The organism is Haloferax sp. YSSS75 (assembly GCF_046764215.1).
GTDB lineage: Archaea > Halobacteriota > Halobacteria > Halobacteriales > Haloferacaceae > Haloferax.
Genome location: NZ_CP177206.1, coordinates 829687 through 851313 on the forward strand (window position 1 = coordinate 829687; position 21627 = coordinate 851313).

Genomic DNA, 21627 nt, shown 5'->3' on the forward strand with positions numbered 1-21627 from the left:
AGACACGGCCCTACGACTCCGGTTCGGGTCGGCGCACTTTCTTATAAAATGGCTCAGAATAGAGGCAGAAAACCGGACTGTTCCCGGCGATTGGGAACCATTCTTCCTATATATGGAACCTCAGGATGTAGGTTGGTGTGAACATGGGAAAAATCGACCTTATGAAAGCGGGAATCGGCCTGGCAGTCGTCATCGGCATCGTCCTCACGGTGGTTGCCGGATACGCGCTGTTTAGTACGGTCGGTGGTGTGGCAGGCCTCACTGTCGCCCCCGAACTCTTCGTCTCCATCCTGTTCGGCGGACTCCTCGTCGCGTCCGCCGCGGCAGTGCGGAAGACGGCACCGAAACCGCGCACCCGCGTCTGAAGCCGACCCACCCGTTGCCTCCCTTCTCTGGACGATAGTGTTCACGGAAAGCGGTAGCCACGCAAGAGCCATAGCCACCGAAAGCCAATACAGTGACATGTATTCGTTCGTCCTCGTCCCAACCGACGGGAGCGCCCGTTCGCTCGCCGCCGCCCGCCGGGGTATCGACATCGCGAGTACCTACGGGGCCGAACTGTACGCCCTCTCCGTCATCGATTCGAGTGACCTCGGCCTGTGGACTGCCGCCGACGTTCCCGTCGAACGGGTACAGGCCAGTCTCCGGGATGCAGCGGAGATGGCCGTCGAAGAAATCGCCTCACTCGCCGGCGACGAAGGACTCACGTGCCACACAGTAGTTCGTATCGGCGTCCCGCACCGTGAGATACTCGACGCCATCGACGAACTCGGCGTCGACCTGGTCGTGATGGCGACACACGGTCGAACCGGCCTCGAACACGCGCTTCTCGGGAGTACGACCGAACGAATCGTTCGTCTCGCGGACGTGCCCGTGATGACCGTTCGAGAGTGACCGACTGCGCGTCAGACCGTCGCTCGAAATCCGTCACGGAGCGCACGTCGGCCGTAGACGACGAGGCCAACCGCGCCGAACCCACCGAGTAACAACGGAATCAGGTCGAAGCCGGCAATCGACAGTCTGAGCACGCCCCACAGCATGAACGCCGCGGATTGACTGACGTAGTACGCCAGCGTCGAGTTGAACGGGACGAACCCGCCGGCGATGAAGACTATCGAGAGGAGAACGACGCCGACGACGTCGGGAGACGTCGGGGAAATCCATCCCGAAGCGACCGCATAGATTGCGAACGCGGCGAAGACGACGGCGACGGCGAGTCTCAGCGGGGCTATCTCGTCGAAGAGCGGTTCGTCCGGCGGGAGTTCACTCTGCTGGTCGTCTGGGGCGTCGTCGGGGCGGTGAGACACGACGTGAACAATCGCCGAGTAGTGTCAAAACAGTACTCATTCGATGGGGATTCGACTCCCGCCACCGCCGCGAGTGTCTCTGTCTCTGTCTCCCGACGGCCGTTCGTCGAGTTCGACGACGAGCGTCGCCGGAGCACCGTCACGGAGAACGTCGATAGCGACGGGTTCGCCGGGTCGGGTCTCCGTGATGAGATATCGCATCAACTCCTCGTGGGTGCGAACTTCGTTGCCCTCGATGGCGACGATGACGTCGCCGCCGACGGGAATCTCCCATCCGCGGAGGCGAGTCGTTCCGGAGCATCCGCGGAGAATGTCGGTACTGTCGGGTCCCGACGCGGTGCCGACGACGAGGATGCCACGGGGCGTGTCGAGTCCGTTCGCTTCGGCGACTGACGGCGTCACGTCGAGCGTGCGGGTGCGGAGGTAGGAGTGGCGGTAGTGGCCGTCGGCGACGAGGTCAGGGAGGATGCGATTGGCGATGACGGGCGAGACGGCGAAGCCGATGTTGTCGCCCTGTTTGGCGCGGTTGACGCCGACGACTTCGTACGGTGGCCCGTCGTCGGTGTCGCCGACGAACCCGACCAGTGGGCCGCCCGAATTTCCGGGGTTGATGGGGGCGTCCGTCTGGACGACGTCGGGGATGGCAAAGCCGTTGGAGGTGTGGAGCGACCGGTTCGCTCCCGAGACGATGCCCGCGGAGATTGACCCTTCGAGGCCGAGTGGGTTGCCGAGTGCGGCGACGGGCCGCCCAGGCGATGGGTTTTCCGTCGCCAGTCTGAGCGGTGTCGCGTCCGCAGGGACGTCGTCTACGGCGACGACGGCGAGGTCAGTGTAGACGTCGGACCCGACGACGTCGCCGACGCGCCACGACCCGTCGGCGAACCGGAGTTCGACGCGGTTCGATTTTGACGCGTCTGCGAGTCGGGAGACGTGTTCGTTCGTCACGAGGTGGTGGTCGTCGTAGACGAAGGCGCTCCCGGCACCGCCCGGACGCCGACGCCCACCGACGTAGACTGAGACGACAGAGGGTATGACATCGCGGTACAGTCCTTCGAAATCGGGATGGGTGGACATGGTGGTGCGCCGGCCGGACAGCACACGCCGTGGGCCGTCGCTTACCTCGGGTTAGTCCTCGGAATATTTGAGCATGTCGTATGATGACGTTCGACAAGGAGGTTCGTCGCTCCGGGGAATGGACCCCAATTTATTAACTTCTGTAGTAAATATCGAGATACCGATGGTCACACTCGACGTACACGAGGACATGCAACGAATCGCCGACAGCGGTGTCGTCGCAGTGATGCGGGGCGCGGACGCGGACACGATTATCGACGTCGCCGACGCGCTGAAGGAAGGCGGCGTCACCGCATACGAGATTACGGCCGACAACCCGGACGCGATGGACCTCATCAGCGAGGTGTCGGCGTCGTTCTCCGACGACGAAGCAATCGTGGGCGCGGGGACTGTCCTCGACGCGCCGACGGCCAACGCGGCGATTCAGGCCGGTGCGGAGTTCGTCGTCGGACCGAACTTCGACGAGGGCGTCGTCGAGACGTGTAACCGGTACGGCACGCTCGTCGCTCCGGGCATCATGACGCCCACAGAGGCCGTCGACGCCTACTCGGCGGGCGCTGACCTCGTGAAAGTCTTCCCCGCGTCGTCGCTCGGACCGGGGCACCTCAAGAGTATGAAAGGCCCACTCCCGCAGATTCCGATGATGCCGACCGGCGGGATTGGACTCGACAACGCCGCGGACTACATCGAAGCGGGGGCCGTCGTCGTCGGCGCAGGTGGGGCACTCATGGACGACGACGCCATCGCTAGCGGCGACTTCGAGGCCATCACCGAGACGGCCCGCGAGTTCTCACGGATTATCGACGACGCCCGCGAGGACTGACCACCCCGAACCGACCGCTCACCGAATCGACCGAACCCGGCCTTCGAACTCGTCTGGAACCCACTCGGCGACGCGTTCGGGGTCCGAATCGCCGTTTGCGGCCACGAGATAGACGGCCCCGTCGTCGTCGCCGTAGGCGTGCTGGAAGTCGTAGACGAAGCCCCAGCAGTCGGTCGATTCGGGGACTTCGTCGCTCTCGGTGAGGAACTCCACCTGCCGGACGACGGCGTACTCGACGAGTCGATTGACTGCGTCGGCCGTCGGAGTGTCTTCGTCGAACAGGCCCAACTCGCGCGCTTCTTCGACTAACGGGACGAGACGGGAGACGGCCGCTTCGACTGCCGCGGGCAAGTCTTTCGAACCCTCGCCGACGACGGATTCGTACGCTGCCGCGATTCCGCCACACCCAGTGTGTCCGAGGATGACGATATCCGTGACGCCCAGTTCGGCGACTGCATAGCCGACGACGTCGTTGACCACGAGTTTGCCGTCGATATCGGTCCACGCTTGATTGGCGATGTTGACCGATTTGAAGAGCCTTCCCGGTTCGGCGGTATTCCAGAGCGCGCCGACCGGAACGCGAGAATCCGAGCATCCGACGGAGACGACTGGTGGTTCCTGTGCGTCTCGAACCCCCTCGAAGTGGCAGGCGTCGAGGTGTGCGACGTGGTGGGCGTTTCCAGTCAAGAGCGACTCCAGTACCGAATTCGACATTGTGACAAGTTACCGCTCTCCAGAAGTAAATACCGGGGGCGGTGCGAAGATTCACCGCTCGGGCTCGTCCCCGACAAGTGGTCGATAGCCGTCCAGTCAGTCGTCGGCCGTCATCGGTTGTGCGGCCGGTTTCTCTGGCTGTTCCCGGTCATCCGCCGATTCACGCGCTCCCTCGCCCGTCCACGTCAGGTTGCCGTCGTACTCGAATGGGGTTCCGTTCTGTGTCGGGTCGACGACGGTCAGCGAGAGCCAACCGTTGTCCAGCAGTTCGGTGACGTCGGGATTCTGTGAGAGGACCGAGGTCACCCGTTCGACCGGAGCGTGAATCACCACGGAGAGGCGCAGCGGCTGGTGATACGGGTCGTCGTCGGCCGCCTTGACCGACTGGAGCGGCAGTCCCGTCATCAGGTCGCCACCGTTCCCCTGGTAGACGCCGACGTTTCCGACCGGGTTGTGGGTGACCTTCGACCCGCTACCGTAGACGGCGGAGTCCACTGTCGAGAAGTAGTACTGCATGTTTATCCACTGGGTGACGACCATCGGACCACCCACGATGGCCGCCAGCGCCTCGCCCGATTCGTCGGCCTGCCAATCGTACGAGTGGAGGAACGAACGGCCGCCGAGGTCGAGGTCCTCTGTGAGCGACCGGGGGCCGACGACGAAACCTGCGTTGCCCGCGAGTCCCCACTCGGGGCGCGTCTCTGCCCAGTCTGTCGCGCGGCGTTCGGTTTCGCGAGTCCCCGCTGTCGACGCGTCCATCGATTCGGTCCGCTCTGCGGCCGCGCCGGCGCGGGCAGTTTCGAGGTCGGAACGGAGTTGTTCGACGTCGGACTCGTGGCTCTCCGGGACAGACGCGGTAAAGAGCGTCACGTCGTCCGTCGTGGTGTTGTGTTCGCCGGCGACGAAGACGGTGTCCGAGGGGATGTCGAATCCCCGGTCACGGAGTGCGGATTTGACCTCGTCGTCGTTGCAGATAGCCGCGAGGACGCGAGCGCTCGGACCGCCGGCGTTGCCGGCACAGGCACCGCAGTCGAGGCTGGACTCGAACGGGTTGTTCGCGGTCTGACTGGCGTGGCCGACGAACGCGACGACGCGCGCGAACTCGTCCCATCCCATCAGGTCGAACGCGGTGGCGGCGTACTCGACTTTCTCCGTCGTGGACAGTCCGTGTGGCAGGGCGCCGTCGCCGTCCGGGTCGTAGTCGAGCGCTGGTTCGCAGAAGTCGGCGTCGGACGGGACCCGCTCCGAAGTGGCGCTGAGGAAGTCGTACACACGCGCCGGAAAGAGCGTCCGTGCGGTGAGTGCGAGGCCGTAGCCAACTCCAGCGCTCTCGACGAAGCTGAAAACGGTCGAAGCGTTCGACTTGAGCGATTTGAGGACGTTCGTGGTGGCACGAGAACTGTCCGCCCACGTGTCGAAGCGGTTGCGTCCGTGTTCGTGGCCACACTCGTCGGCCGGTTCGTCGGCGACGTAGTGTTGCGCATCGAGGATGGGTGGACAGGCGTCTATCGTTGCGTCGGCGTCGTAGGCTTCGTAGCGCATGGGGATGCCGAAGAAACCCGCGTAGCCGTACGTCTCGTAGGCACCCGCGTTCTCGACGTGCCGGCGGATGACCTCTGAACGCGTGTCGATACAGAAGACGAGTTGTGCGTCCGGACGGCCGCCGTCTCCGAGAGTGACCGCAGTCTCACCATCTGCTGGGGTAGACGCCGATTGACGCTGTTCGGTAATCGCCTCGACGAGTTGGGTGCGGTACGTGGCCTCCCACGCGTTCAACCAGAGTTCCGGGAGCGGGACGTCGTCGTCTTCCTGTGTGCTCCCTTCGGTCCGTGTCGATTCGGTCGGGTACGTCGGCGGGGCGAGCGACGCGTCGAAGCAGTCTGTGAGAACTAACCGAACGGCGAGGTACTCCGTGAGCGTGATGGGGTACGTCGTCTGCCACGCTCCACCGCTGGCGGCCCGCTGTTTGACGAACCCGGTCCACCCCGGAAGCCTCCCGAGGTGGAACTCGAAGATGTCGACCAACTGGTCCCGTGGATACGTCGAGACGGCCTGTTCGATTGCCTGGGCCGGGTCGTCCGGAAGGCCGTCGACCGCACTCCTATCCGGGAGCGACCGGTCGTAACGCGCCGCAGAACGGAATGCGGCGTAGAACCCACGCTCGCGGTTCGGCATCGGCCACGTCGCCTGCCCCTCGTCGAGGAAGGCCGAAAGCCACTTCGTCAGGACAGCGTCGACGGCGTCGTGCGGACTCTGGTCGTCGTCTTCGGGAGTCTGTTCCGCTTCGGTCTCCATCCGGGTCAAGAGCGTCGACGGTTTCTCCTCGTATCCGTGTGCACGCAGTTCACTCCGAAGCGTCTCCGGGTCTATTTGACCCGTGTCGAGGGCCGCGCGGAACACGTCGGCACTCGGGTAGCCGTCACCGCCGAACAGGTCTTCGGCCTGTTGGACGGCCTCGTAGAACGGTCGGTCTTCGAAGCCACTGAGTGGGTTGGCCGTCACGAAGGAGTGAATCGGCCAGACCGACCCGACGCTCGTTGCTGCCTGTTCGATGATGTCGTGAATCGTCTCGTTAGTACTCATTGTACTCCTCTCTGTTCGTCACGATGGTTCCGGCCGCGGGGCGCGTCGCGTTCACGAGCGTCACGTAGAGGCGAGTGCTGCGGCGGTAGACACCGCTCTCGATGACGACGTACGCCACGAGGAACGCCGCGCCGACAGCGACGTGAACGGGTGTTAGTTCGGTGGGTGCCGTGACGATGGGTACCCCGACCAACGCGTGCTCGACGAGTTTGTACACCGCCGCGTACACCCCGATGGCTGGTAGGAACAACAGCGGAACGGCCCCGTAGCGAAGGAACGCGGGCAGGTCGGTGTGGCGGGCCGTCTCGCGGGCGGCGTGCATCGTGGTCAGCACGACGAGTCCAGCGAGCAGCAACCCACTGTCGAGCGCCGTCCCCTCCCCAGTTGCGACGGCGAATACGACGCCGCCGGCGAGTGCAGTCAGCACCGTCGTGGCGACACCGGCGATTCCCGTCGACTGGCCCACGGTACGCTTCCCGTCCGGGCTTTTGCGTTCGACACTGCCCCCGGCGGAGAGGAACTGGTAGGCCTTGTAGAAGCCGTGTAAGATGAGGTGGGTGATGGCGGCAGCGAAAAATCCGAGTCCCGCCTGCATGAACATGAACCCCATCTGCCCGACAGTCGAACAGCCGAGTTGACTCTTGACGTCGGTCTGGACGGTCTTCAGCAGTTTTCCGAGGATGGCACTCGTCGCGCCGACGGCCACAATAGCCAGCATGAAGCCATCGTCGACGGTGACGACCGGAGCGAACCGGAGTAACAGGATTCCCCCCGCGTTGACGAATCCGGCGTGCATCAGTGCCGACGCGGGCGTCGGCGCGGTCATCGACGACAGTAACCACGTGTGGAACGGGAGCAGTGCGGACTGAATCATCGCCGCCAACAGGAGTACTGCAACGGCGAACACGACGGTCCACGTGGGTGTAATCTCCGCCGAGGCGACTCCGGACACAGTCGTCGCACCGGTCTCCCACCACAACGCCGCGAAGGAGACAGCCAGCAACGCACTGCTTCCCACGAAGGAGCGACGGGCGTGTGCTGCTGCCGTCCGCGCGTGCGTCCACGAGTCGACGTGGCCGATGAGAGTGGCCATCACCAGTCCCATCGTCAGCCAAAGCGCCACGAAGGCGACGAGCGAATCCGCCGCGACGAGCGCCATCACGACGAGCGTGAACGCGAACACGGTGCCGAAGAACCGGGTGAACCGGCTGTCTCCGGCCATGTAGCGCAGCGAGTAACTGTGAACGATACCGCTGAAGAACGTCACGACGACCCACATCACGACGGTCAGTCCGTCCACCGAGAACAGCCCCAGCAGCGACCAACTCTCGGAACTCGACAGTCGGAGTCCCGCCACGGCGAGGCTCACCGCCCACAGGACCCACACGACTCGCGTGAGTGCGACCGGTAGCCGTGGCGTCTCCGCCGTCGTTTCCGGGAGCGGTCCGACCCGAGGGAGTCTCGTTTCGTCTGTCATCGGTTGTGTGCTGTCGACAGTCCGTGAGTCCACCCATCGATGCGGGCGGCCCAATCACTGACTGTCCTCGTTAGTCCAGTAGTACGAACGTATTCATTGATAAAATCTACTATCCGAACAATTTGTTCTCTAAAACGCCCATGAAAGAACATTATGGTCTATGTTGCCACGTACCAGACACTCCGGTGTTTCCGGGAGAGACGCCCGTTCACCAGGATGTCTGTCGACTCAACTGTCGTTTGCCGTCGATGGCCAGGGCGCAGGTAATCGAACGCGCTGTTCGACTCGTGGAGTTCACCGGTGCGAATCGTTCGGACTGGGAGTACTGGGAGGTGAGCAGAAAGCGGTGAGCGCTACGCAGTCGGGCGGTCAGTCACTCAGAATCCGTGGACTGTTCTTTCGTGAACCCACCGAACGGCGTGGTCTCGTGACTTCGAACGAGCACCTCGTCGGCGACGGTCAGGCCGAGGTCGAGGAGTTCCTGTGCGACCGGTGTGACGTCGTCGTCGTTTTCCCCGACCACCGTGACGAGGATATTCTTCTCGCCGGTGACCAGTTCCTGCACGGAGACGACGCCGTCGATAGCCAACACCTCCTGTATCGTCGCCCCTCGTTTGGGAATCGGTGCGGTACAAAACAAGAGCATCTTGAACGGGAACCCCGACTTCTGGTAGTCGATAGTGGCCTGATACCCTTTGAGGACTCCTTGCTCTTCGAGGCGCTTGATACGCTTTCGAACGGTGCTGTCGGACGTTCCAGCCCGTTCTGCGATATCGCCCGACGACAGGTTTCGTGCGTCTTCCTGGAGGGCGTGGAGGATGGCGCGGTCAACGTCGTCGATGCGGTAGTCAACCATAGTCGTACGTCTCGAGGGCGCGAGAAAGATATTTTGCTCTCCCGGGTCGGTCACCGACGGCCTGCACCGGTTTTCATCTCGTCTCTCGGGACAATCAGTGCCCGGAACGATTTTGGCCGCGAGCGTCGCAACAGACGTATGTCTGGAATCGTCTTCTTCGGAACGGAACAGCACGACGCAGTGGTGGAGTTCTACACCGACCGTGTCGGCGCCGAGGTGTGGGTCGAACAGGCCGACTGTACCATCCTCGACTTCGACGGCTTTCGGTTCGGGTTCTGTGACCGCCCCGACACCGACGACTGTGGCATCCTCACGTTCGTCTACGACTCGAAAGCCGCCGTCGACGAGAGGCACGACGCCCTCGCGGACGTCGCACGCGACGACCCACACGAAAACGACACCTACGGCATCTACCAGTTCTTCGCAGACGACCCGGACGGACGTGCCGCCGAGTTTCAGGTGTTTCTCGACTAACGCTCGTCGTCCGCGTCGTCACGTTCGTCTGTGACTGACTCTCCCCAGATGAACTGACTCGACTCGGTGGCGTCTTCGTCGTTCGATTCCTCGGTTTCCTCCGTCTCGTCGGTGTCGACACCGTCTTCGGCGTCGCTGTCGGCGCTGGTTTCGGTGGCTGGCTCAGGTTCAGATTCAGATTCAGGTTCGGCGTCCGTTGCCGTCTCACCGCTGTGTTCAACCTCGGTCTGTTCGACTGCGTGGTTCGAGTCGGGTTCAGCCTCGTCGACCAGTCCGGAGGCGATTTGCCCGTCGTCGCCAGTGATGACGGCGTCGGCGGTCATCTCGGTTCGGCCTTCTTCCGCTTCGGCAATCTCGATACCGAGTGCCGCCTGTCGAGCACGGTGTCGCTCCTCTCGACGCTCGGCGAGTGCACCACGGAGGCGCTCGCTCAACTCGTCGCGGAGTGTCGCGGCGTCGTCTGCTTCGATGTCGACTGCCGTCGCGTCGCCGCCGACGAGCGAGAGACTCCCGGCGGTGTCTGCTGTCACCGTCGAGACGCGCCAGCGACGCTGGAAGATTGTTCGTGTCTCGATGACCGTCTGGATGCGATAGTACGGGACGAACCGAATCTCGCGTTGCCAGAAGCCGTTTCGCGTGACGAAGTGGTTCTCGGTCAGGGCACGGCCACGGTGTTGGTACTGATAGACGCCGGCGATGGCGGCGATGGGAATCAACCCGAGTGGGACGTACCACGGGATACCGCCGAAGAGGGCGTTCAACCCGTAGAGCGCGGCGACGATGGCGCCAACTGCGAGTAGATACCGGACGACGTAGCGCCGACGGATTCGAGACGGTGGCCGTTCGAACGTCGGTTCGGAGACGCCCTCTATCTCTTCGACTAGCGAGCGAACGCGGTCACGAGTCGCGAGCGGAATCGCCGCTTCGGACCCGCGACGCGTCCGGTTCGACCCACCTGTGTTCTCGCCACCGGGTGCGTACCCTGCCGTCTCCACGAGGAGCGTCGCGTAGCCGAACCGCCGTTTCAGGGGGTTGTCCTCGATAGTGAGCGTCTGGAGTTTGTCGATGGGTATCGACCCGGTGTAATGTTGGATGAGGCCGCGTTCGTACTGGAGTTCGTCGCCGACGCGGGTCAGGCGGAACCCGTAGTAGTTCACCACGGCCGAGGCGAATCCGGCGACCCACGACACGAGTGCGACGAGCGACGCGAGGACGACGACGCCGACGACGCCGGCCAGCATGCCCCGCGTGGGGACGGGCACGTCGACGAACGACGCGACGACGGGCAGGAAACTCGTCACGAAGACGAAGATGAGTCCGGGGAGGCGCAGGTCGAACGAGAGTGCCCCGACGATGCCGAGTTCGCGCGGCGTCAACTCGAAGAGGAGTTCGCTGTCCGGTTCCGGCGCGTCGGGTGACGTCTTCCCACGCTTCAGACGGGCGACTTCCTTCTGGATGCGTTGGGCCTCCTCGTAGGTGACGAACCGGAGACTACCCTCGGTTCCGCCGCCGCCGGCGGTTTCGAGGTCGACGGCCGCCAGTCCGAAGAGTCGCTGCGCGACGTTCCGTGAGATATCGACGTTCTGGATGCGGCGATAGGGTATCTCCCGATTCCGGCGGGAGAAGACGCCGGACCGGATGTCGAGCGTGTCGTCGGTGAGTTCGTACTCGAATCGCTCGTAGTAGGCGAACTCGTAGCCTGCGATGGCGAGCACCGCGAATCCGACGAGTGCGACGGCACCGAGGCCACCGAGGATGCCACCGAAGGCGGCCCCGCCCGAGAACGCGAGGAACACGAGCGCGAAGGCGATACTGACGCTGCGCTGTGCCGTCCGATAGGGGACCGAGAGTGGCGAGAGGTTGGTCATACCGCGTCGTCGCCCTCGGCCCGGATGGCGAGACGTTTCAACGTGTCTTGGAGTTCTTCGGCACCGTCGGGAGTCAATCCCGGTACCGACACGTCGGCACCGCGCGACCCGGCCGTGTAGACGATGGTCGAGGCGAGGCCGGTGAGTCGTTCGAGCGGGCCGCGTGCCGAATCGACGTGCTGGACGCGGACGTAGGGGACGACGGTGTAGACTTTCGTGAGGACGCCTCGCTGGAGATACAGCGAGTCGTCACGAATCTCGTACCGCCACGCTCGATATCGAAGCAGTGCGTAGACGACGCCGACGACGAGAAAGAGCCCACCGACGACGAACGGGGCGTAGGTAGGTATTGGAAGCGACGTAAACAGGACGGCCGCACCCGTCGCGCCACCGAGGACGACGGCGAGAACGACCGCTCGGGCGACCCAGAGAAGACGAATCCGAGGGTGGAGACGATTCATCTGTCTCCCTCCGTGGACGTGAACATACTATAGTTCAGGGTGGGCCGGCAGTAGATAAATATCTGTGGCCGACTGGGCCTGTGGCCGAAACTGTCACTCCGTCAGTCGATGGTCGGGTGCCGTAGCGTCGCCCGGCGGTCAGTTGAGGAGGAGTCCGGCGTTGACGAGCAGTAAGACGGCGACGAGTGCAGCGCCGAGATACAGCGGTGCGGCGTTCTCCGCCGGCGTGCGCACTTTCTTCCGTTCGAGTCCGTCTTTCGCTCGACTCTGTGCGATTTCGACGAGGGCAGTCAGCACCAACCAGAGGGCGAGCATCGTGAGGACGAGGTGGCCACGGCCCGACCCGAAGAGCGTTCCCACGGTGTAGCGAGTGCCGGCGAGGTGGCCGCCGGTGACGAACATGAGGAGCGCTCCGATGCGTGACCCTATCGTGAGACGACTGATAATCGATTCGAACGAATTCGCGCGAATATCCCCGGACCGGGCCGTCGGCAGGACGGCGAGCGCGAAAAAGAGGACGCTCCCCGTCCAGAGGCCGCCGACGACCAGGTGAACTGTTGCCATGACGGTATCGATGAGTGCCATACCACCGCCTTCGTTCAGCGGGGCTTGAAGGTTTCACCTTCGTACGGGTTCGCCGACGCAAACACATTTGTCTCCCGGCCGAGTGGGCCAACTCATGTCAGCAGAGTTACCGCTAAGCGCGTTCAACGACCTCTCGATTCCGACGGACGTCGCCACCTCACCGGATGGGTCACGGATTGCCTTCACGGTAGCCGAATTCGACCCCGAGGAAGACGAGCGCGTCGCATCGCTCTACGTGGCCCCGGCCGACGGGTCTCGCGCCCCCCACCGACTCACTCGCCTCCCCGGTGCCGCCTCTCCCACGTGGTCTCCCGACGGCAGGCGACTCGCGTTCGTCGCCGCTCGCGACGAAGACGTGGCGCGTCGCGTGGGGAAACGAGACGACGAGGAGGGGGCCGACGAGGATACCGAAGACGCCGCCGAATCCACCGACGACGACGGTGAGAAGGGTGACGACGATGACGAACCCAAGCCACAGGTGTGGTGTTTCGACCTCGAACTCGGTGGCGACGCCACCCAACTCACCTCGTTCGACGAGGGCGTCTCGGAGTTCGACTGGTCGCCCGACGGCGACCGACTCGTCGTCTCGGCGCGCGACCCGACCGACGAGGAACAGGCGTACCTCGACCAGCGGAAAGACGGCGGCCCAATCGAGACTGAGCGCCTCCAGCACAAGATAAACAGCGTCGGGTGGACCGACACGGTGACGACCTACCTGTTCGTGGTGGACCTCGACACCGGCGAGGCAGAGCGGATAGACGACGCGATGGCGGCGGGCGCGTTCGCAGACTTCGAAGGACTCCAACCCGCGTGGGGGCCGAGTGGTCGCATCGCGTTCGTCACGTCGGACGCGGACGACCCTGACGACACCATGATTCAGGACGTGTTCATCACGGACCCCGATGGGTCGAACGTCGAGAAGGTGACGACGGGCGACAGTGCACTCGGCACCCCTCGGTGGAGTCCCGACGGCACGCGTATCGCGTATCAGGCGGGCGACCCAGAGAACTGGTACATCCCGCGTGAGATTCGCGTCGCCGACGTGGAATCCAGTGAGATTCGCTCCGTCTCTGCATCCTTAGACCGGACGCTCGGGTGGAACGTCGGCCCTCAGTGGGCCTCCGAAGAGGAACTCTACACGCTCGTCGGCGACGAGGGAAAGACGCGACTCGTTAGGCTCGACCCCGAAGCAGACGACCCGGAACGAGTGTTCGACGCGCAGGGCGACTCCCGCGCTATTCAACAGGTCGACGTCGCTGGTGGCCACGCAGGACTCGTCGTCTCCGACCCGACCGACGGGTGGGACGTCTACGGTCTCTCGGTAGACGACGTCGCCGCCGCCACCGAGACGGACGCAGAGTCGTTCCTTCGACTCTCCACGCTCAACTCGGAGATTACGGACGCGTACGAGATGCCGCAGGTGCGACGCGTGACCTTCGAGAGCGACGGGTGGGAAGTCGAAGGTATCGTCTACGCACCCGCCGACTTCGACTTCGACGACCCCGACCCGTATCCGACAGTCGTCGCCATCCACGGTGGTCCCATGTCCTACGACGAACCGGAGTTCAAGTTCGACCACCCGGTGTTGACCTCGCGGGGCTACCTCGTCTTCCGCCCCAACTACCGCGGTGGAACCTCTTACGGTCGCGAGTTCGCCGAACAACTCCGCGGAAGGTGGGGGTCGGTCGAAGTCGACGACATCGTCGCCGGCGTCACCGACCTCGTCTCTCGCGGGTGGACCGACCCGGACCGCGTCTTTGGGTACGGCATCTCCTACGGCGGCATCGCACAAGGCTACCTCGTGACGCAGACGGACCTCTTGACCGCCGCAGTCCCGGAACACGGTATCTACGACCTTCGGTCTGCGTACGGGACCGACGACAACCACCTCTGGACCAAACACGAGTTCGGCCTCCCGTGGGAGTCACCCGACGCAATCGACGCCTCGTCGGCGATTACCGACGCCGGCAACATCGACACGCCGCTTCTCGTCATGGCCGGGGGGCAGGACTGGCGATGTCCACCGAGTCAGTCGGAGCAACTCTACGTCTCGGCGAAAGCACAGGGCGTCGACGCCAAACTCGTCGTCTATCCCGACGAGCACCACTCGATAAGCACGCCCGAACGGGCGACACACCGTCTCGACCAGATTCTCGAGTGGTACGAACGCCACGACCCGGCCGCCGAAGACGACTGACCGGACGGGTCGTGAGACCGGTCACCTCTCGTCGTGGCCGGGTCAGTGCAGTATCGCCGGCGGTTCTGCAGTCACGTCGATTTCACGGGCGTAGTGGACGAGTGGGTCACCACCGGGGTGGTCGAACCCACACGCTTCGAACATCGTGTTCGCCCGTATCTCGACGTCTGCGTCCTGTATCGGCCACGGGTCGTGGTCGATGACACCGACGACGATTGGCCACTCGTCGGTGTAAAAGCGGTAGTTCTCCGTGAGGAACTCGGTGAGCGACCCCAATTCGGGCGGACTCGGGTCGCCGACTGGGCGATACGTCGCGTCGAAGTGTGCCGCGGGGGCGTCGCGCGACGCAGGCCGATAACTCTGGTAGTCGATTGCGCCGTCTCGCTCTCGGACGGCCATCGTGGCGTAGTGGTACGGCAATCGGAACCCGAGTCTGGCCGTCGTCACGCCGAGGCGGTCCGCGGCGTCGAGGGTGAAGAAGTAGACGCCGCGTTCGCCACCCGAGGCTGGTTCGACGTAAGTTCGAAGGTTCACTTCGGGAAACGAGAGGCCGACCGGTGACCCACGCGGGCGAATGTCCACCATGTCGAACGAGACGACACCGAGCCACGCCCGCCCGTCGTACGTCGCCACAGTGAGGCGGTCCGGCAGGTGCGCCTGTACGACATCTGGGTCTACTGGCCAGTGTGCGAACAGCGTGTGTCGCCACCGCATCGACAGGAGGTCCATAGCCACAGTACGGGCCGACGACGGGAGTCGATTTCGGCAGTCGTGGGACGTACTTGGCGTCGGTTTCGCCGAAACGTCCACTGTGTTGGCCGTCTATCAGGAACGTATGGTCGAAAATGCCAGCGGGACGTTCGACATCGGCGGCGAATTGACGGTCCACCGACTCGGGTTCGGTGCGATGCGAATCACGGGGGAAGACATCATCGGTGAACCGGACGACGTCGAGAACGCGAAGCAAGTGCTCCACGAGTCACTCGCACACGGAATCGACCTCATCGACACGGCGGACTCCTACGGGCCCGCCGTCTCGGAGCGACTCATCGGCGAGACGCTCGCCCCCTATCCCGACGAACTCGTCGTGGCGACGAAAGGGGGACTCCTCCGCAACACCGACGGTGACTGGAAACCCAACGGCGACCCGGATTACCTGCGAAACGCGATTCTCGGGAGTCTCGACAGGCTTCGTGTCGACAGTATCGACCTCTATCAACTCCACCGACCCGACCCGCACGTCCCCTTCGAGGAGTCGGTCCACGCGCTCGCGAAGATGAAAGACGAGGGGCTGATTCGACACGTCGGTCTCTCGAACGTCTCCGTCGAGCAACTGGACGAGGCGCGCGATATCGTCGATATCGCAACCGTCCAGAATCGATACAACGTCGCGAACCGCGAGTCCGAAGCCGTCCTCGATGCCTGCGAAGGGTACGGAGTCGGATTCATCCCGTGGTTCCCACTCGGTGGCGGTGACTTCGGAGAGAAGGCGGACGCGCTGTCGGCGGTGGCGACCAAACACGACGCGACACCGCAGCAAATCGCCATCGCGTGGTTGCTCGAACGCTCCGACGTGATGTTGCCCATCCCCGGTACGGCGAGCGTCCCCCACCTGCGTGAGAACGTCGCCGCCTCACACATCGGCCTGGACGACGACGACGTGACTCGACTGGAGGAGTGACGATGGAGTTCACCGTCGTACAGGGCGACATCGCCGCCCAATCTGCCGACGCACTGGTGAACGCCGCCGGAACGAGTCTCCGCATGGGGTCCGGCGTCGCCGGCGCGCTTCGGCGACGCGGCGGGTCAGAGTTGAACGACGCGGCGATGGCGAAAGGGCCAATCGAACTCGGGGCAGTCGCCGTCACCGACGCCTTCGCGCTCGACGCCGACTACGTCGTCCACGCCGCGGCGATGCCGCACTACGGCGACGGGAAAGCGACCGAATCGAGCATCCGCGACGCGACGCGAAACGCGCTGGAGGCGGCGGACGAGCGTGGGTGTGAGTCGCTCGTCGTGCCCGCTCTGGGGTGTGGCGTCGCCGGATTCGAACTCGAAGACGGGGCGCGCATCATCGCCGAAGAGATTCGCGCGTTCGACCCGGACTCACTTCGGGACGTTCGGTTCATCGCCTACAGCGACGACGAATTTGCCGTGCTCTCCCGTGTCGCGAGCGACGTGGCGTAACCAAAACCGTGCCCGCCCCAGAACCCGACGCTCGGACGCCGACTGTCTGTCCGGTCTGTACGACACCGTACGACTCCGTGTCGCTCCACGACCACGGACTGCTGGTCAATCTCCTCGACAACGCCCGGTACCGACGGGTCTGTTTCGAACCGGTCGAACACGACGGCCGACCCCACGTGCGGTTCTTCCACCACACACACGAACAGGTGAATGCGGACGGGTGAACGCGGACGTGCGGACGGGTGAATGCGGACGAGTGAGGTGATGGGAGAGACGACTGGGAAGCGGTGACCCGTCTCGTCAGTCTAACTCCACGGGCGTTCGGTGAACTCACCCGCTTCGATTTCGCGTTCTATCTCGCGGAGCGTCACGTCGTCGATGTTCACGAGGTGGCACAGCGGGTGGCCCGGTGCGGCGACTGGATTCTGGAGGACGCCGACGACGAGGCCCGTGAAGGGCGCTTCGACGCGCGTCTCGCGCGTCTTGAAGTGGTCGGAGATGGTGCAGATGGTGTCTCCTTTGTGGACGAGTGGGACTTCACCATACTGCATCTCGACGAGTCCGCCGACGTCTGCTCGAAGCCACGTCTTGTCCGTCGCGGAGTCGATGATACGCGTCCAACCGGGCCAACTGACCGGTTCGCCCGGAAGCACGGCGTACTCCGCGAGGACGCTCTCGACGCCCTCCAGTGCGCGTTCGACGAGGGCGGGTTGGAACCGGTGAGCACGCCCCATCTCGACGGTAATCGTCGGGATACCGTCGTTCGTGGCGACGGTCCTGAGGGAACTCGCTTCGGCCTCCCCCGAGAGGATGAGGTTCGCACCGAAGGAACGCGCCAGTCGAAAGACGGCCGGATTCGACATGTCCGCGCGCACGTGATACATCGTGGTTCGGTTGCGCGTCGACGTGTGGAAGTCGATGCCGATGTCGCAGGGTTCGACGAAGTGCCGGTATATCTGGTTGGCCATCCGCTCTGCGGTGTTGGCCCCGTCGCGTCCGGGGAACGACCGGTTGAGGTCCAGGTCGTAAATCGGGATGTAGCGCTGTTGGGCCAGATAGCCGGGGACGTTCGCGACGTGGATACAGACGAGCGTCCCGTGTATCTCGGAGGGGTCGTACCGACTCGCGACTTCCTGTATCACTTTCACGCCGTTGAGTTCGTCGCCGTGGAGCGCAGCGTTCAGCAACACCGACGGCCCGTCGTGTGCGCCGTTGATAATCGTGACCGGAATCTCGACTGGGTCACCGAGATATGTCTCGCTAATCTCGTAGCGGAGGTGTCGAACCTCACCGGGAGGTACCTCCGAGTCGTAGCGAAACGGTTGGGCTTCCATGTGACGTGTGTTGGGGGGAACACGTAAGAAGATTGATTGGCGACGCGCCGCTGGCGTGGTCCCACCGCGAGTGAGACTTTACCACCCTCCGGTACCACAACTGGCTATGGCCTCCATTCGACTCGACGACCCTGTCGAAATCGGCGGGCTGACGCTACGTAACCGGTTGTATCGTGCACCACTCCTCGAATGTGCGGGCACGGGAGACGATGCACCCGAACGATTGGCAGCAGAACTCGAACCGGCGGCACGGGCAGGTGCCGGACTCGTCTGTCAGGGGGCGACTATCGTCAGCGAGACGGGCGGGTGTGCCGCCCCGGGGATGACTCGCGTCGCAGACCCCGCGTTCGTCGAGTCGCTCGAATCGGTGACCGACCGCATCCACGGCCACGGTGCCGCCATCGCCGTCCAGTTGGAACACGGCGGCCTTCGGAGTATGGAGACGTGGCACGCCGGCTATCGACGTGACAACCCGAATCTCCAGCAACTCGCCGTCTCGCGCCCGCCCCGTCTGCTTCGCCTCCTCGACACGCTCGGCTTTCTCGACTACGACGCACACGTCCTGACCACAGACGAGGTGTACGAACTCGCGGCGGACTTCGGCCGGTCTGCCGCGCTTGCAGTCGACGCTGGCTACGACGTCGTCCACATCGCGGGGGCCAACATGGGCATCGTCCACCAGTTCCTCTCGCCGTTTTACAACCGACGCGACGACGAGTTCGGTGACGGTGTGCGGTTCCTCGAAGTCGTCGCCGACGAGATACGAGAACAGGCCGGCGACGTGCCGTTGATGACGAAAGTCCCTGCGGAGACGGCGGCCCCGCCGGGCATCCGTCCGCGCCTCACCGAGGACGACGCTATCGACATCTGTCGCCGACTCGACGACGCCGGATACGACGCACTCGTGCCCGTCTCCGGGTCGGTGTTCTGGGACGCGAGCATCGTCCGAGGGTCGTTCCCGGCGCGAGCGTGGCACGACGACAGATATCGAGACGGGTACGCCGACGCGTTTGGCGGTCGGATTCGGGCACGACTGGTCGAACTCGGGAACCGTCTCGAAGCGACGTGGTACGAGTTCGAACCCGCGTGGAACGCAGAGTTGTGTCGACGGGTCCGCGATGCCGTCTCTGTCCCCGTGTTCTGTGAAGGCGGTATCCGCGAGCGCGGCCACATCGACACGCTCCTCGGTGACGCGTGCGATGCCGTCGGGATGGCACGGCCGTTCTACGCGGAACCCGAACTGCCCGCACGTCTCCTCGGCACCAACGTTTCGGGAGACGAACGTGTCGTCTGCGAGAGTTGTAACAACTGCGCAGTGCCGCAGGTGACCGGTGCGGCGGGTGTGTGCCGAACGCCGTCGGTGCTCCGACGAGCGGGGTCCCTGAAAATGGAGGGCGCATACGACGAGGCACCGGAAATGCACGCAGGCGACGCCGATGACCCGGTGGGTTAATAAGGTTCTCGCCGAAGTGTCACGATAATGGCGCGCGACCGGTCCGCGATGGAGTCGGCCGAACTTACGGCGGTGCTTGACGCGCTCGACGACGCGGACGCACGAGCCATCATCAGAGGACTCGAAGAACCAATGACGGCAAGTGAAATATCTGAGACGTGTGATATCCCGCTTTCTACGACGTATCGAAAGTTGGACCTACTCACAGATGCGGCGCTCCTCGCAGAAGGGACGCAGATTCGTGCTGACGGCCACCACGCGACGACGTACGAGGTGGCGTTCGACGAAGTGCGAATCGCTCTGAACGAGGAACGGGACTTCGACGTGGCCGTCGGCCGGCCAGAACGGACGCCCGAAGAGCGCATCGCAGACATCTGGACACAAGTACGGAGGGAGACGTAGATGGGGCACTTCACCGCGTCGCCGACGCTGACGACGTTCATCATCGTCGTCAAGACGGGCATCCTCGTCCTCGGCGGCCTCATCACGTACTTCAGTTACAAAGCGTACAAACGGACGAAATCCCCGTCGCTGCGAGCGTTGGCCATCGGATTCGGTATCGTCACCTTCGGGGCGCTCCTGGCGGGCGCGTTCGACGTGCTCTTCGCCGTCGACTTGGCGACGGGCGTCCTCGTCGACGCCGTGTTGACGCTCGTCGGATTCGCCGTCATCACCTACTCCCTGTACGTCGAATAACCACCACGCGCGTCCATTTTTGTGTCGGGCGTGGCCAACCGCGTCGCGCTCGACTGTCTATCGCTCACACGAGTGCAACGTGCCGTTTTCCAACTCGTCTTCGCCATCGTGAGCTAAATCCACCGCAATCGGTCGGTTCCTCGCCGTCTCCGTCGTGCCTCGGGTGTCGATACTGCCACATCGTCTCACGATTATATTGTTTAGAATGTGCAAAACCGTTATTAGGGTGCGGACGGTACCGATAGGTATGTCCGACGACGAACTGGACGAACTTCGTCAGAAAAAGCGCGAACAACTCGAATCCAAACTCCGCGGCGACGGCAGCGGTGCTGTCGAAGAAGTGGAGTCCACTCCCAGTGAACCCATCCACGTAAACGGTGCCGAAGAACTGAACGAGGCCGTCTCGAAGTACGACGTCGTCCTCGCAGACTTCTACGCGGACTGGTGTGGTCCGTGCAAGATGCTCGAACCGACCGTCGAGCAACTCGCCGAGAACACCGACGCCGCGATGGTCAAAGTCGACGTCGACGCGAACCAGCAACTCGCCGCACAGTATCAGGTTCGTGGCGTTCCGACGATGGTGCTCTTCGCAGACGGCGAAGTCGCCGAGCAAATCGTGGGCGTCCGTGGCTACGACGACCTGAAGGGTCTCATCGACAGTCACCTCGGCTAAGCAGTCTCCACCATACACGCGTCCACTGACGTGACCACCGGACCGCGCGTTCCATCACCCACCATCACCGCGGTTACGAGTGGCCCACTACCGTTCCCCCACGCCGTGGGCCTCTCACCACGAACTCCCCCATCAGGTTCCCCCCATCTCGGGCGGGTCGTCCCCCGACCCGCTTGCGGTCCACCACAGGTCGACGCAGGGGCGCTCTGGTAACCGCCACTAAGGCAGGTTACCCACTCACCTCGTTTTCACCATCACCACGTCGGGCGGTGTTCCGCCGCCCGCATTCCCCCTTCGCACACCAACCAGACGTCCGTCTCGCTCTCACCCGAGGACGTAGCGCAGCGAGGGGTATCGCTCCACGAGTGGGACCCCGTCGATACGGTACTGCTCGACCAGTACGTCGAGTCCGAGGATGCGTCCGGCACCGAAGGCGGCGACGGAGAGGAGCACCACTACGAAGACGAGGTTGACCATGCCGAATTCGACGGACCAGTTGGCGAGGTAGAACACGAACATCATCAGTGCACCGCCGAACGCCGCCAGTCGCGTCGCGGCACCGAAGACGAGTGCAAGGCCGATGAACAGTTCGGCCCACGGGACGGCGACGTTGGCGAACTGGACGAACAGGTCGTTTCCTCCCAGCGCGGTGAACAGGGGTGCCAGTGGACTCCCGTTTTCGACCACTGAATACAGGAGGAAATTTCGCACGTCGAACCCACTGGTGATGTTCTCGACACCGGAGACGGCGAAGGCGATACCGATGGTGACTCTGAGCGCGAGGACGAACCAGACGCTCAGTGGGTGTGCCTCCGCGTGGACGGTCACCCCACCGACGTTACTTTCGAAATAGTTGGTTGCCATG

At 63.7% G+C, this 21627-nt stretch carries 24 protein-coding genes; 12 read left to right on the top strand and 12 right to left on the bottom strand.

Going from position 1 to position 21627, the window contains the following annotated elements:
- The first annotated feature begins 143 nt into the window (after positions 1-143).
- On the top strand, positions 144-365 hold the full coding sequence (locus ACK3R5_RS04370; protein WP_411962845.1) for a hypothetical protein: 222 nt from the start codon (positions 144-146) through the stop codon (positions 363-365).
- A gap of 97 nt (positions 366-462) precedes the next feature.
- Positions 463-894, top strand: coding sequence for a universal stress protein (locus ACK3R5_RS04375; RefSeq protein WP_411962846.1), 432 nt, complete (start codon positions 463-465; stop codon positions 892-894).
- Positions 895-905: 11 nt separating this feature from the next.
- On the opposite strand, the gene ACK3R5_RS04380 is transcribed toward ACK3R5_RS04375, so the two are convergent.
- Both ACK3R5_RS04380 and ACK3R5_RS04385 read right to left on the bottom strand, forming a co-directional pair.
- Positions 906-1307 (bottom strand): hypothetical protein, encoded by a 402-nt coding sequence (locus ACK3R5_RS04380; RefSeq protein ID WP_411968177.1) that lies wholly within the window; start codon positions 1305-1307, stop codon positions 906-908.
- Between the two features lie 36 nt (positions 1308-1343).
- Positions 1344-2381: a S1C family serine protease gene (locus tag ACK3R5_RS04385; protein WP_411968179.1), complete on the bottom strand. Its 1038-nt coding sequence runs from the start codon at positions 2379-2381 to the stop codon at positions 1344-1346.
- Positions 2382-2544: 163 nt separating this feature from the next.
- Here ACK3R5_RS04385 and ACK3R5_RS04390 point away from each other — a divergent pair, with 163 nt between their 5' ends.
- Positions 2545-3204: a bifunctional 4-hydroxy-2-oxoglutarate aldolase/2-dehydro-3-deoxy-phosphogluconate aldolase gene (locus ACK3R5_RS04390; RefSeq protein WP_411968180.1), complete on the top strand. Its 660-nt coding sequence runs from the start codon at positions 2545-2547 to the stop codon at positions 3202-3204.
- Positions 3205-3222: 18 nt separating this feature from the next.
- Here ACK3R5_RS04390 and ACK3R5_RS04395 read toward each other — a convergent pair whose 3' ends face one another.
- The 4 genes from ACK3R5_RS04395 to ACK3R5_RS04410 all read right to left on the bottom strand — a co-directional run bounded on the left by ACK3R5_RS04395 (position 3223) and on the right by ACK3R5_RS04410 (position 8834).
- Entirely contained in the window at positions 3223-3918 is a 696-nt protein-coding gene (locus tag ACK3R5_RS04395; protein WP_411968181.1) for a carbonic anhydrase, read from the bottom strand.
- Between the two features lie 96 nt (positions 3919-4014).
- Entirely contained in the window at positions 4015-6501 is a 2487-nt protein-coding gene (locus tag ACK3R5_RS04400) for a DUF2309 domain-containing protein (RefSeq protein ID WP_411968182.1), read from the bottom strand.
- The gene (locus ACK3R5_RS04405; RefSeq protein ID WP_411968183.1) at positions 6491-7978 is read right to left on the bottom strand and encodes a proton-conducting transporter membrane subunit; all 1488 of its coding nucleotides are present in this window, start codon (positions 7976-7978) and stop codon (positions 6491-6493) included. Before ACK3R5_RS04405 ends, ACK3R5_RS04400 begins: the two co-directional genes overlap by 11 nt.
- 373 nt (positions 7979-8351) lie before the next feature.
- Positions 8352-8834 carry an Lrp/AsnC family transcriptional regulator gene (locus ACK3R5_RS04410; protein ID WP_411962853.1) on the bottom strand — a complete coding sequence of 161 codons (483 nt, stop codon included), beginning with the start codon at positions 8832-8834 and terminating at the stop codon, positions 8352-8354.
- A gap of 138 nt (positions 8835-8972) precedes the next feature.
- On the opposite strand from ACK3R5_RS04410, the gene ACK3R5_RS04415 reads away from it, so the two are divergent.
- Positions 8973-9308 (top strand): VOC family protein, encoded by a 336-nt coding sequence (locus ACK3R5_RS04415; RefSeq protein WP_411968184.1) that lies wholly within the window; start codon positions 8973-8975, stop codon positions 9306-9308.
- Here ACK3R5_RS04415 and ACK3R5_RS04420 read toward each other — a convergent pair.
- The 3 genes from ACK3R5_RS04420 to ACK3R5_RS04430 all read right to left on the bottom strand — a co-directional run bounded on the left by ACK3R5_RS04420 (position 9305) and on the right by ACK3R5_RS04430 (position 12222).
- Positions 9305-11176, bottom strand: a complete 1872-nt coding sequence (locus ACK3R5_RS04420; protein WP_411968185.1) for a PH domain-containing protein — start codon at positions 11174-11176, stop codon at positions 9305-9307. The two genes, ACK3R5_RS04415 and ACK3R5_RS04420, sit on opposite strands and share 4 nt — an antisense overlap.
- On the bottom strand, positions 11173-11637 hold the full coding sequence (locus ACK3R5_RS04425; RefSeq protein WP_411962856.1) for a PH domain-containing protein: 465 nt from the start codon (positions 11635-11637) through the stop codon (positions 11173-11175). The genes ACK3R5_RS04420 and ACK3R5_RS04425 overlap by 4 nt, the downstream gene beginning before the upstream one ends.
- 138 nt (positions 11638-11775) lie before the next feature.
- A complete protein-coding gene (locus tag ACK3R5_RS04430; protein WP_411968186.1) occupies positions 11776-12222 on the bottom strand; it encodes a transporter in 447 nt (148 codons plus the stop codon).
- Positions 12223-12316: 94 nt separating this feature from the next.
- On the opposite strand from ACK3R5_RS04430, the gene ACK3R5_RS04435 reads away from it, so the two are divergent.
- Positions 12317-14419: a prolyl oligopeptidase family serine peptidase gene (locus tag ACK3R5_RS04435; protein ID WP_411968187.1), complete on the top strand. Its 2103-nt coding sequence runs from the start codon at positions 12317-12319 to the stop codon at positions 14417-14419.
- Positions 14420-14461: 42 nt separating this feature from the next.
- Here ACK3R5_RS04435 and ACK3R5_RS04440 read toward each other — a convergent pair whose 3' ends face one another.
- Positions 14462-15148 carry a YqjF family protein gene (locus tag ACK3R5_RS04440; RefSeq protein WP_411968188.1) on the bottom strand — a complete coding sequence of 229 codons (687 nt, stop codon included), beginning with the start codon at positions 15146-15148 and terminating at the stop codon, positions 14462-14464.
- 106 nt (positions 15149-15254) lie between these two features.
- Here ACK3R5_RS04440 and ACK3R5_RS04445 point away from each other — a divergent pair, with 106 nt between their 5' ends.
- Genes ACK3R5_RS04445 through ACK3R5_RS04455 form a run of 3 tightly spaced genes read left to right on the top strand, consistent with a single transcriptional unit; the run spans position 15255 to position 16830 of the window.
- Positions 15255-16100 (top strand): aldo/keto reductase, encoded by an 846-nt coding sequence (locus ACK3R5_RS04445; RefSeq protein ID WP_411968189.1) that lies wholly within the window; start codon positions 15255-15257, stop codon positions 16098-16100.
- Between the two features lie 2 nt (positions 16101-16102).
- The gene (locus ACK3R5_RS04450; protein WP_411962861.1) at positions 16103-16606 is read left to right on the top strand and encodes a macro domain-containing protein; all 504 of its coding nucleotides are present in this window, start codon (positions 16103-16105) and stop codon (positions 16604-16606) included.
- An 8-nt stretch (positions 16607-16614) separates the two neighbouring features.
- On the top strand, positions 16615-16830 hold the full coding sequence (locus tag ACK3R5_RS04455; RefSeq protein WP_411968190.1) for a hypothetical protein: 216 nt from the start codon (positions 16615-16617) through the stop codon (positions 16828-16830).
- Positions 16831-16911: 81 nt separating this feature from the next.
- Here ACK3R5_RS04455 and ACK3R5_RS04460 read toward each other — a convergent pair whose 3' ends face one another.
- Entirely contained in the window at positions 16912-17940 is a 1029-nt protein-coding gene (locus ACK3R5_RS04460) for a succinylglutamate desuccinylase/aspartoacylase family protein (RefSeq protein WP_411968191.1), read from the bottom strand.
- Between the two features lie 106 nt (positions 17941-18046).
- Between ACK3R5_RS04460 and ACK3R5_RS04465 the strand changes: the two genes are divergently transcribed.
- The 4 genes from ACK3R5_RS04465 to trxA all read left to right on the top strand — a co-directional run bounded on the left by ACK3R5_RS04465 (position 18047) and on the right by trxA (position 20762).
- Positions 18047-19393, top strand: a complete 1347-nt coding sequence (locus ACK3R5_RS04465; RefSeq protein WP_411968192.1) for an NADH:flavin oxidoreductase — start codon at positions 18047-18049, stop codon at positions 19391-19393.
- Between the two features lie 27 nt (positions 19394-19420).
- Positions 19421-19795 (top strand): helix-turn-helix domain-containing protein, encoded by a 375-nt coding sequence (locus tag ACK3R5_RS04470; RefSeq protein WP_151109692.1) that lies wholly within the window; start codon positions 19421-19423, stop codon positions 19793-19795.
- Complete coding sequence (locus ACK3R5_RS04475; RefSeq protein WP_411962865.1) at positions 19796-20089, top strand: hypothetical protein; 294 nt, start codon at positions 19796-19798, stop codon at positions 20087-20089.
- A 247-nt stretch (positions 20090-20336) separates the two neighbouring features.
- Positions 20337-20762 (top strand): thioredoxin, encoded by a 426-nt coding sequence (gene trxA / locus ACK3R5_RS04480; protein ID WP_411968193.1) that lies wholly within the window; start codon positions 20337-20339, stop codon positions 20760-20762.
- A 324-nt stretch (positions 20763-21086) separates the two neighbouring features.
- On the opposite strand, the gene ACK3R5_RS04485 is transcribed toward trxA, so the two are convergent.
- The gene (locus ACK3R5_RS04485) at positions 21087-21626 is read right to left on the bottom strand and encodes a DoxX family protein (protein WP_411962867.1); all 540 of its coding nucleotides are present in this window, start codon (positions 21624-21626) and stop codon (positions 21087-21089) included.
- Position 21627 lies beyond the last annotated feature (1 nt).

Coding starts and splice junctions, on each gene's coding strand:
- ACK3R5_RS04370 (WP_411962845.1), top strand. CDS start 144: ATGGGAAAAATCGACCTTATGAAAGCGGGAATCGGCCTGGCAGTCGTC.
- ACK3R5_RS04375 (WP_411962846.1), top strand. CDS start 463: ATGTATTCGTTCGTCCTCGTCCCAACCGACGGGAGCGCCCGTTCGCTC.
- ACK3R5_RS04385 (WP_411968179.1), bottom strand. CDS start 2,381: ATGTCCACCCATCCCGATTTCGAAGGACTGTACCGCGATGTCATACCC.
- ACK3R5_RS04390 (WP_411968180.1), top strand. CDS start 2,545: ATGGTCACACTCGACGTACACGAGGACATGCAACGAATCGCCGACAGC.
- ACK3R5_RS04395 (WP_411968181.1), bottom strand. CDS start 3,918: ATGTCGAATTCGGTACTGGAGTCGCTCTTGACTGGAAACGCCCACCAC.
- ACK3R5_RS04400 (WP_411968182.1), bottom strand. CDS start 6,501: ATGAGTACTAACGAGACGATTCACGACATCATCGAACAGGCAGCAACG.
- ACK3R5_RS04405 (WP_411968183.1), bottom strand. CDS start 7,978: ATGACAGACGAAACGAGACTCCCTCGGGTCGGACCGCTCCCGGAAACG.
- ACK3R5_RS04410 (WP_411962853.1), bottom strand. CDS start 8,834: ATGGTTGACTACCGCATCGACGACGTTGACCGCGCCATCCTCCACGCC.
- ACK3R5_RS04415 (WP_411968184.1), top strand. CDS start 8,973: ATGTCTGGAATCGTCTTCTTCGGAACGGAACAGCACGACGCAGTGGTG.
- ACK3R5_RS04420 (WP_411968185.1), bottom strand. CDS start 11,176: ATGACCAACCTCTCGCCACTCTCGGTCCCCTATCGGACGGCACAGCGC.
- ACK3R5_RS04425 (WP_411962856.1), bottom strand. CDS start 11,637: ATGAATCGTCTCCACCCTCGGATTCGTCTTCTCTGGGTCGCCCGAGCG.
- ACK3R5_RS04430 (WP_411968186.1), bottom strand. CDS start 12,222: ATGGCACTCATCGATACCGTCATGGCAACAGTTCACCTGGTCGTCGGC.
- ACK3R5_RS04435 (WP_411968187.1), top strand. CDS start 12,317: ATGTCAGCAGAGTTACCGCTAAGCGCGTTCAACGACCTCTCGATTCCG.
- ACK3R5_RS04440 (WP_411968188.1), bottom strand. CDS start 15,148: ATGGACCTCCTGTCGATGCGGTGGCGACACACGCTGTTCGCACACTGG.
- ACK3R5_RS04445 (WP_411968189.1), top strand. CDS start 15,255: ATGGTCGAAAATGCCAGCGGGACGTTCGACATCGGCGGCGAATTGACG.
- ACK3R5_RS04450 (WP_411962861.1), top strand. CDS start 16,103: ATGGAGTTCACCGTCGTACAGGGCGACATCGCCGCCCAATCTGCCGAC.
- ACK3R5_RS04460 (WP_411968191.1), bottom strand. CDS start 17,940: ATGGAAGCCCAACCGTTTCGCTACGACTCGGAGGTACCTCCCGGTGAG.
- ACK3R5_RS04465 (WP_411968192.1), top strand. CDS start 18,047: ATGGCCTCCATTCGACTCGACGACCCTGTCGAAATCGGCGGGCTGACG.
- ACK3R5_RS04470 (WP_151109692.1), top strand. CDS start 19,421: ATGGCGCGCGACCGGTCCGCGATGGAGTCGGCCGAACTTACGGCGGTG.
- ACK3R5_RS04475 (WP_411962865.1), top strand. CDS start 19,796: ATGGGGCACTTCACCGCGTCGCCGACGCTGACGACGTTCATCATCGTC.
- trxA (WP_411968193.1), top strand. CDS start 20,337: ATGTCCGACGACGAACTGGACGAACTTCGTCAGAAAAAGCGCGAACAA.
- ACK3R5_RS04485 (WP_411962867.1), bottom strand. CDS start 21,626: ATGGCAACCAACTATTTCGAAAGTAACGTCGGTGGGGTGACCGTCCAC.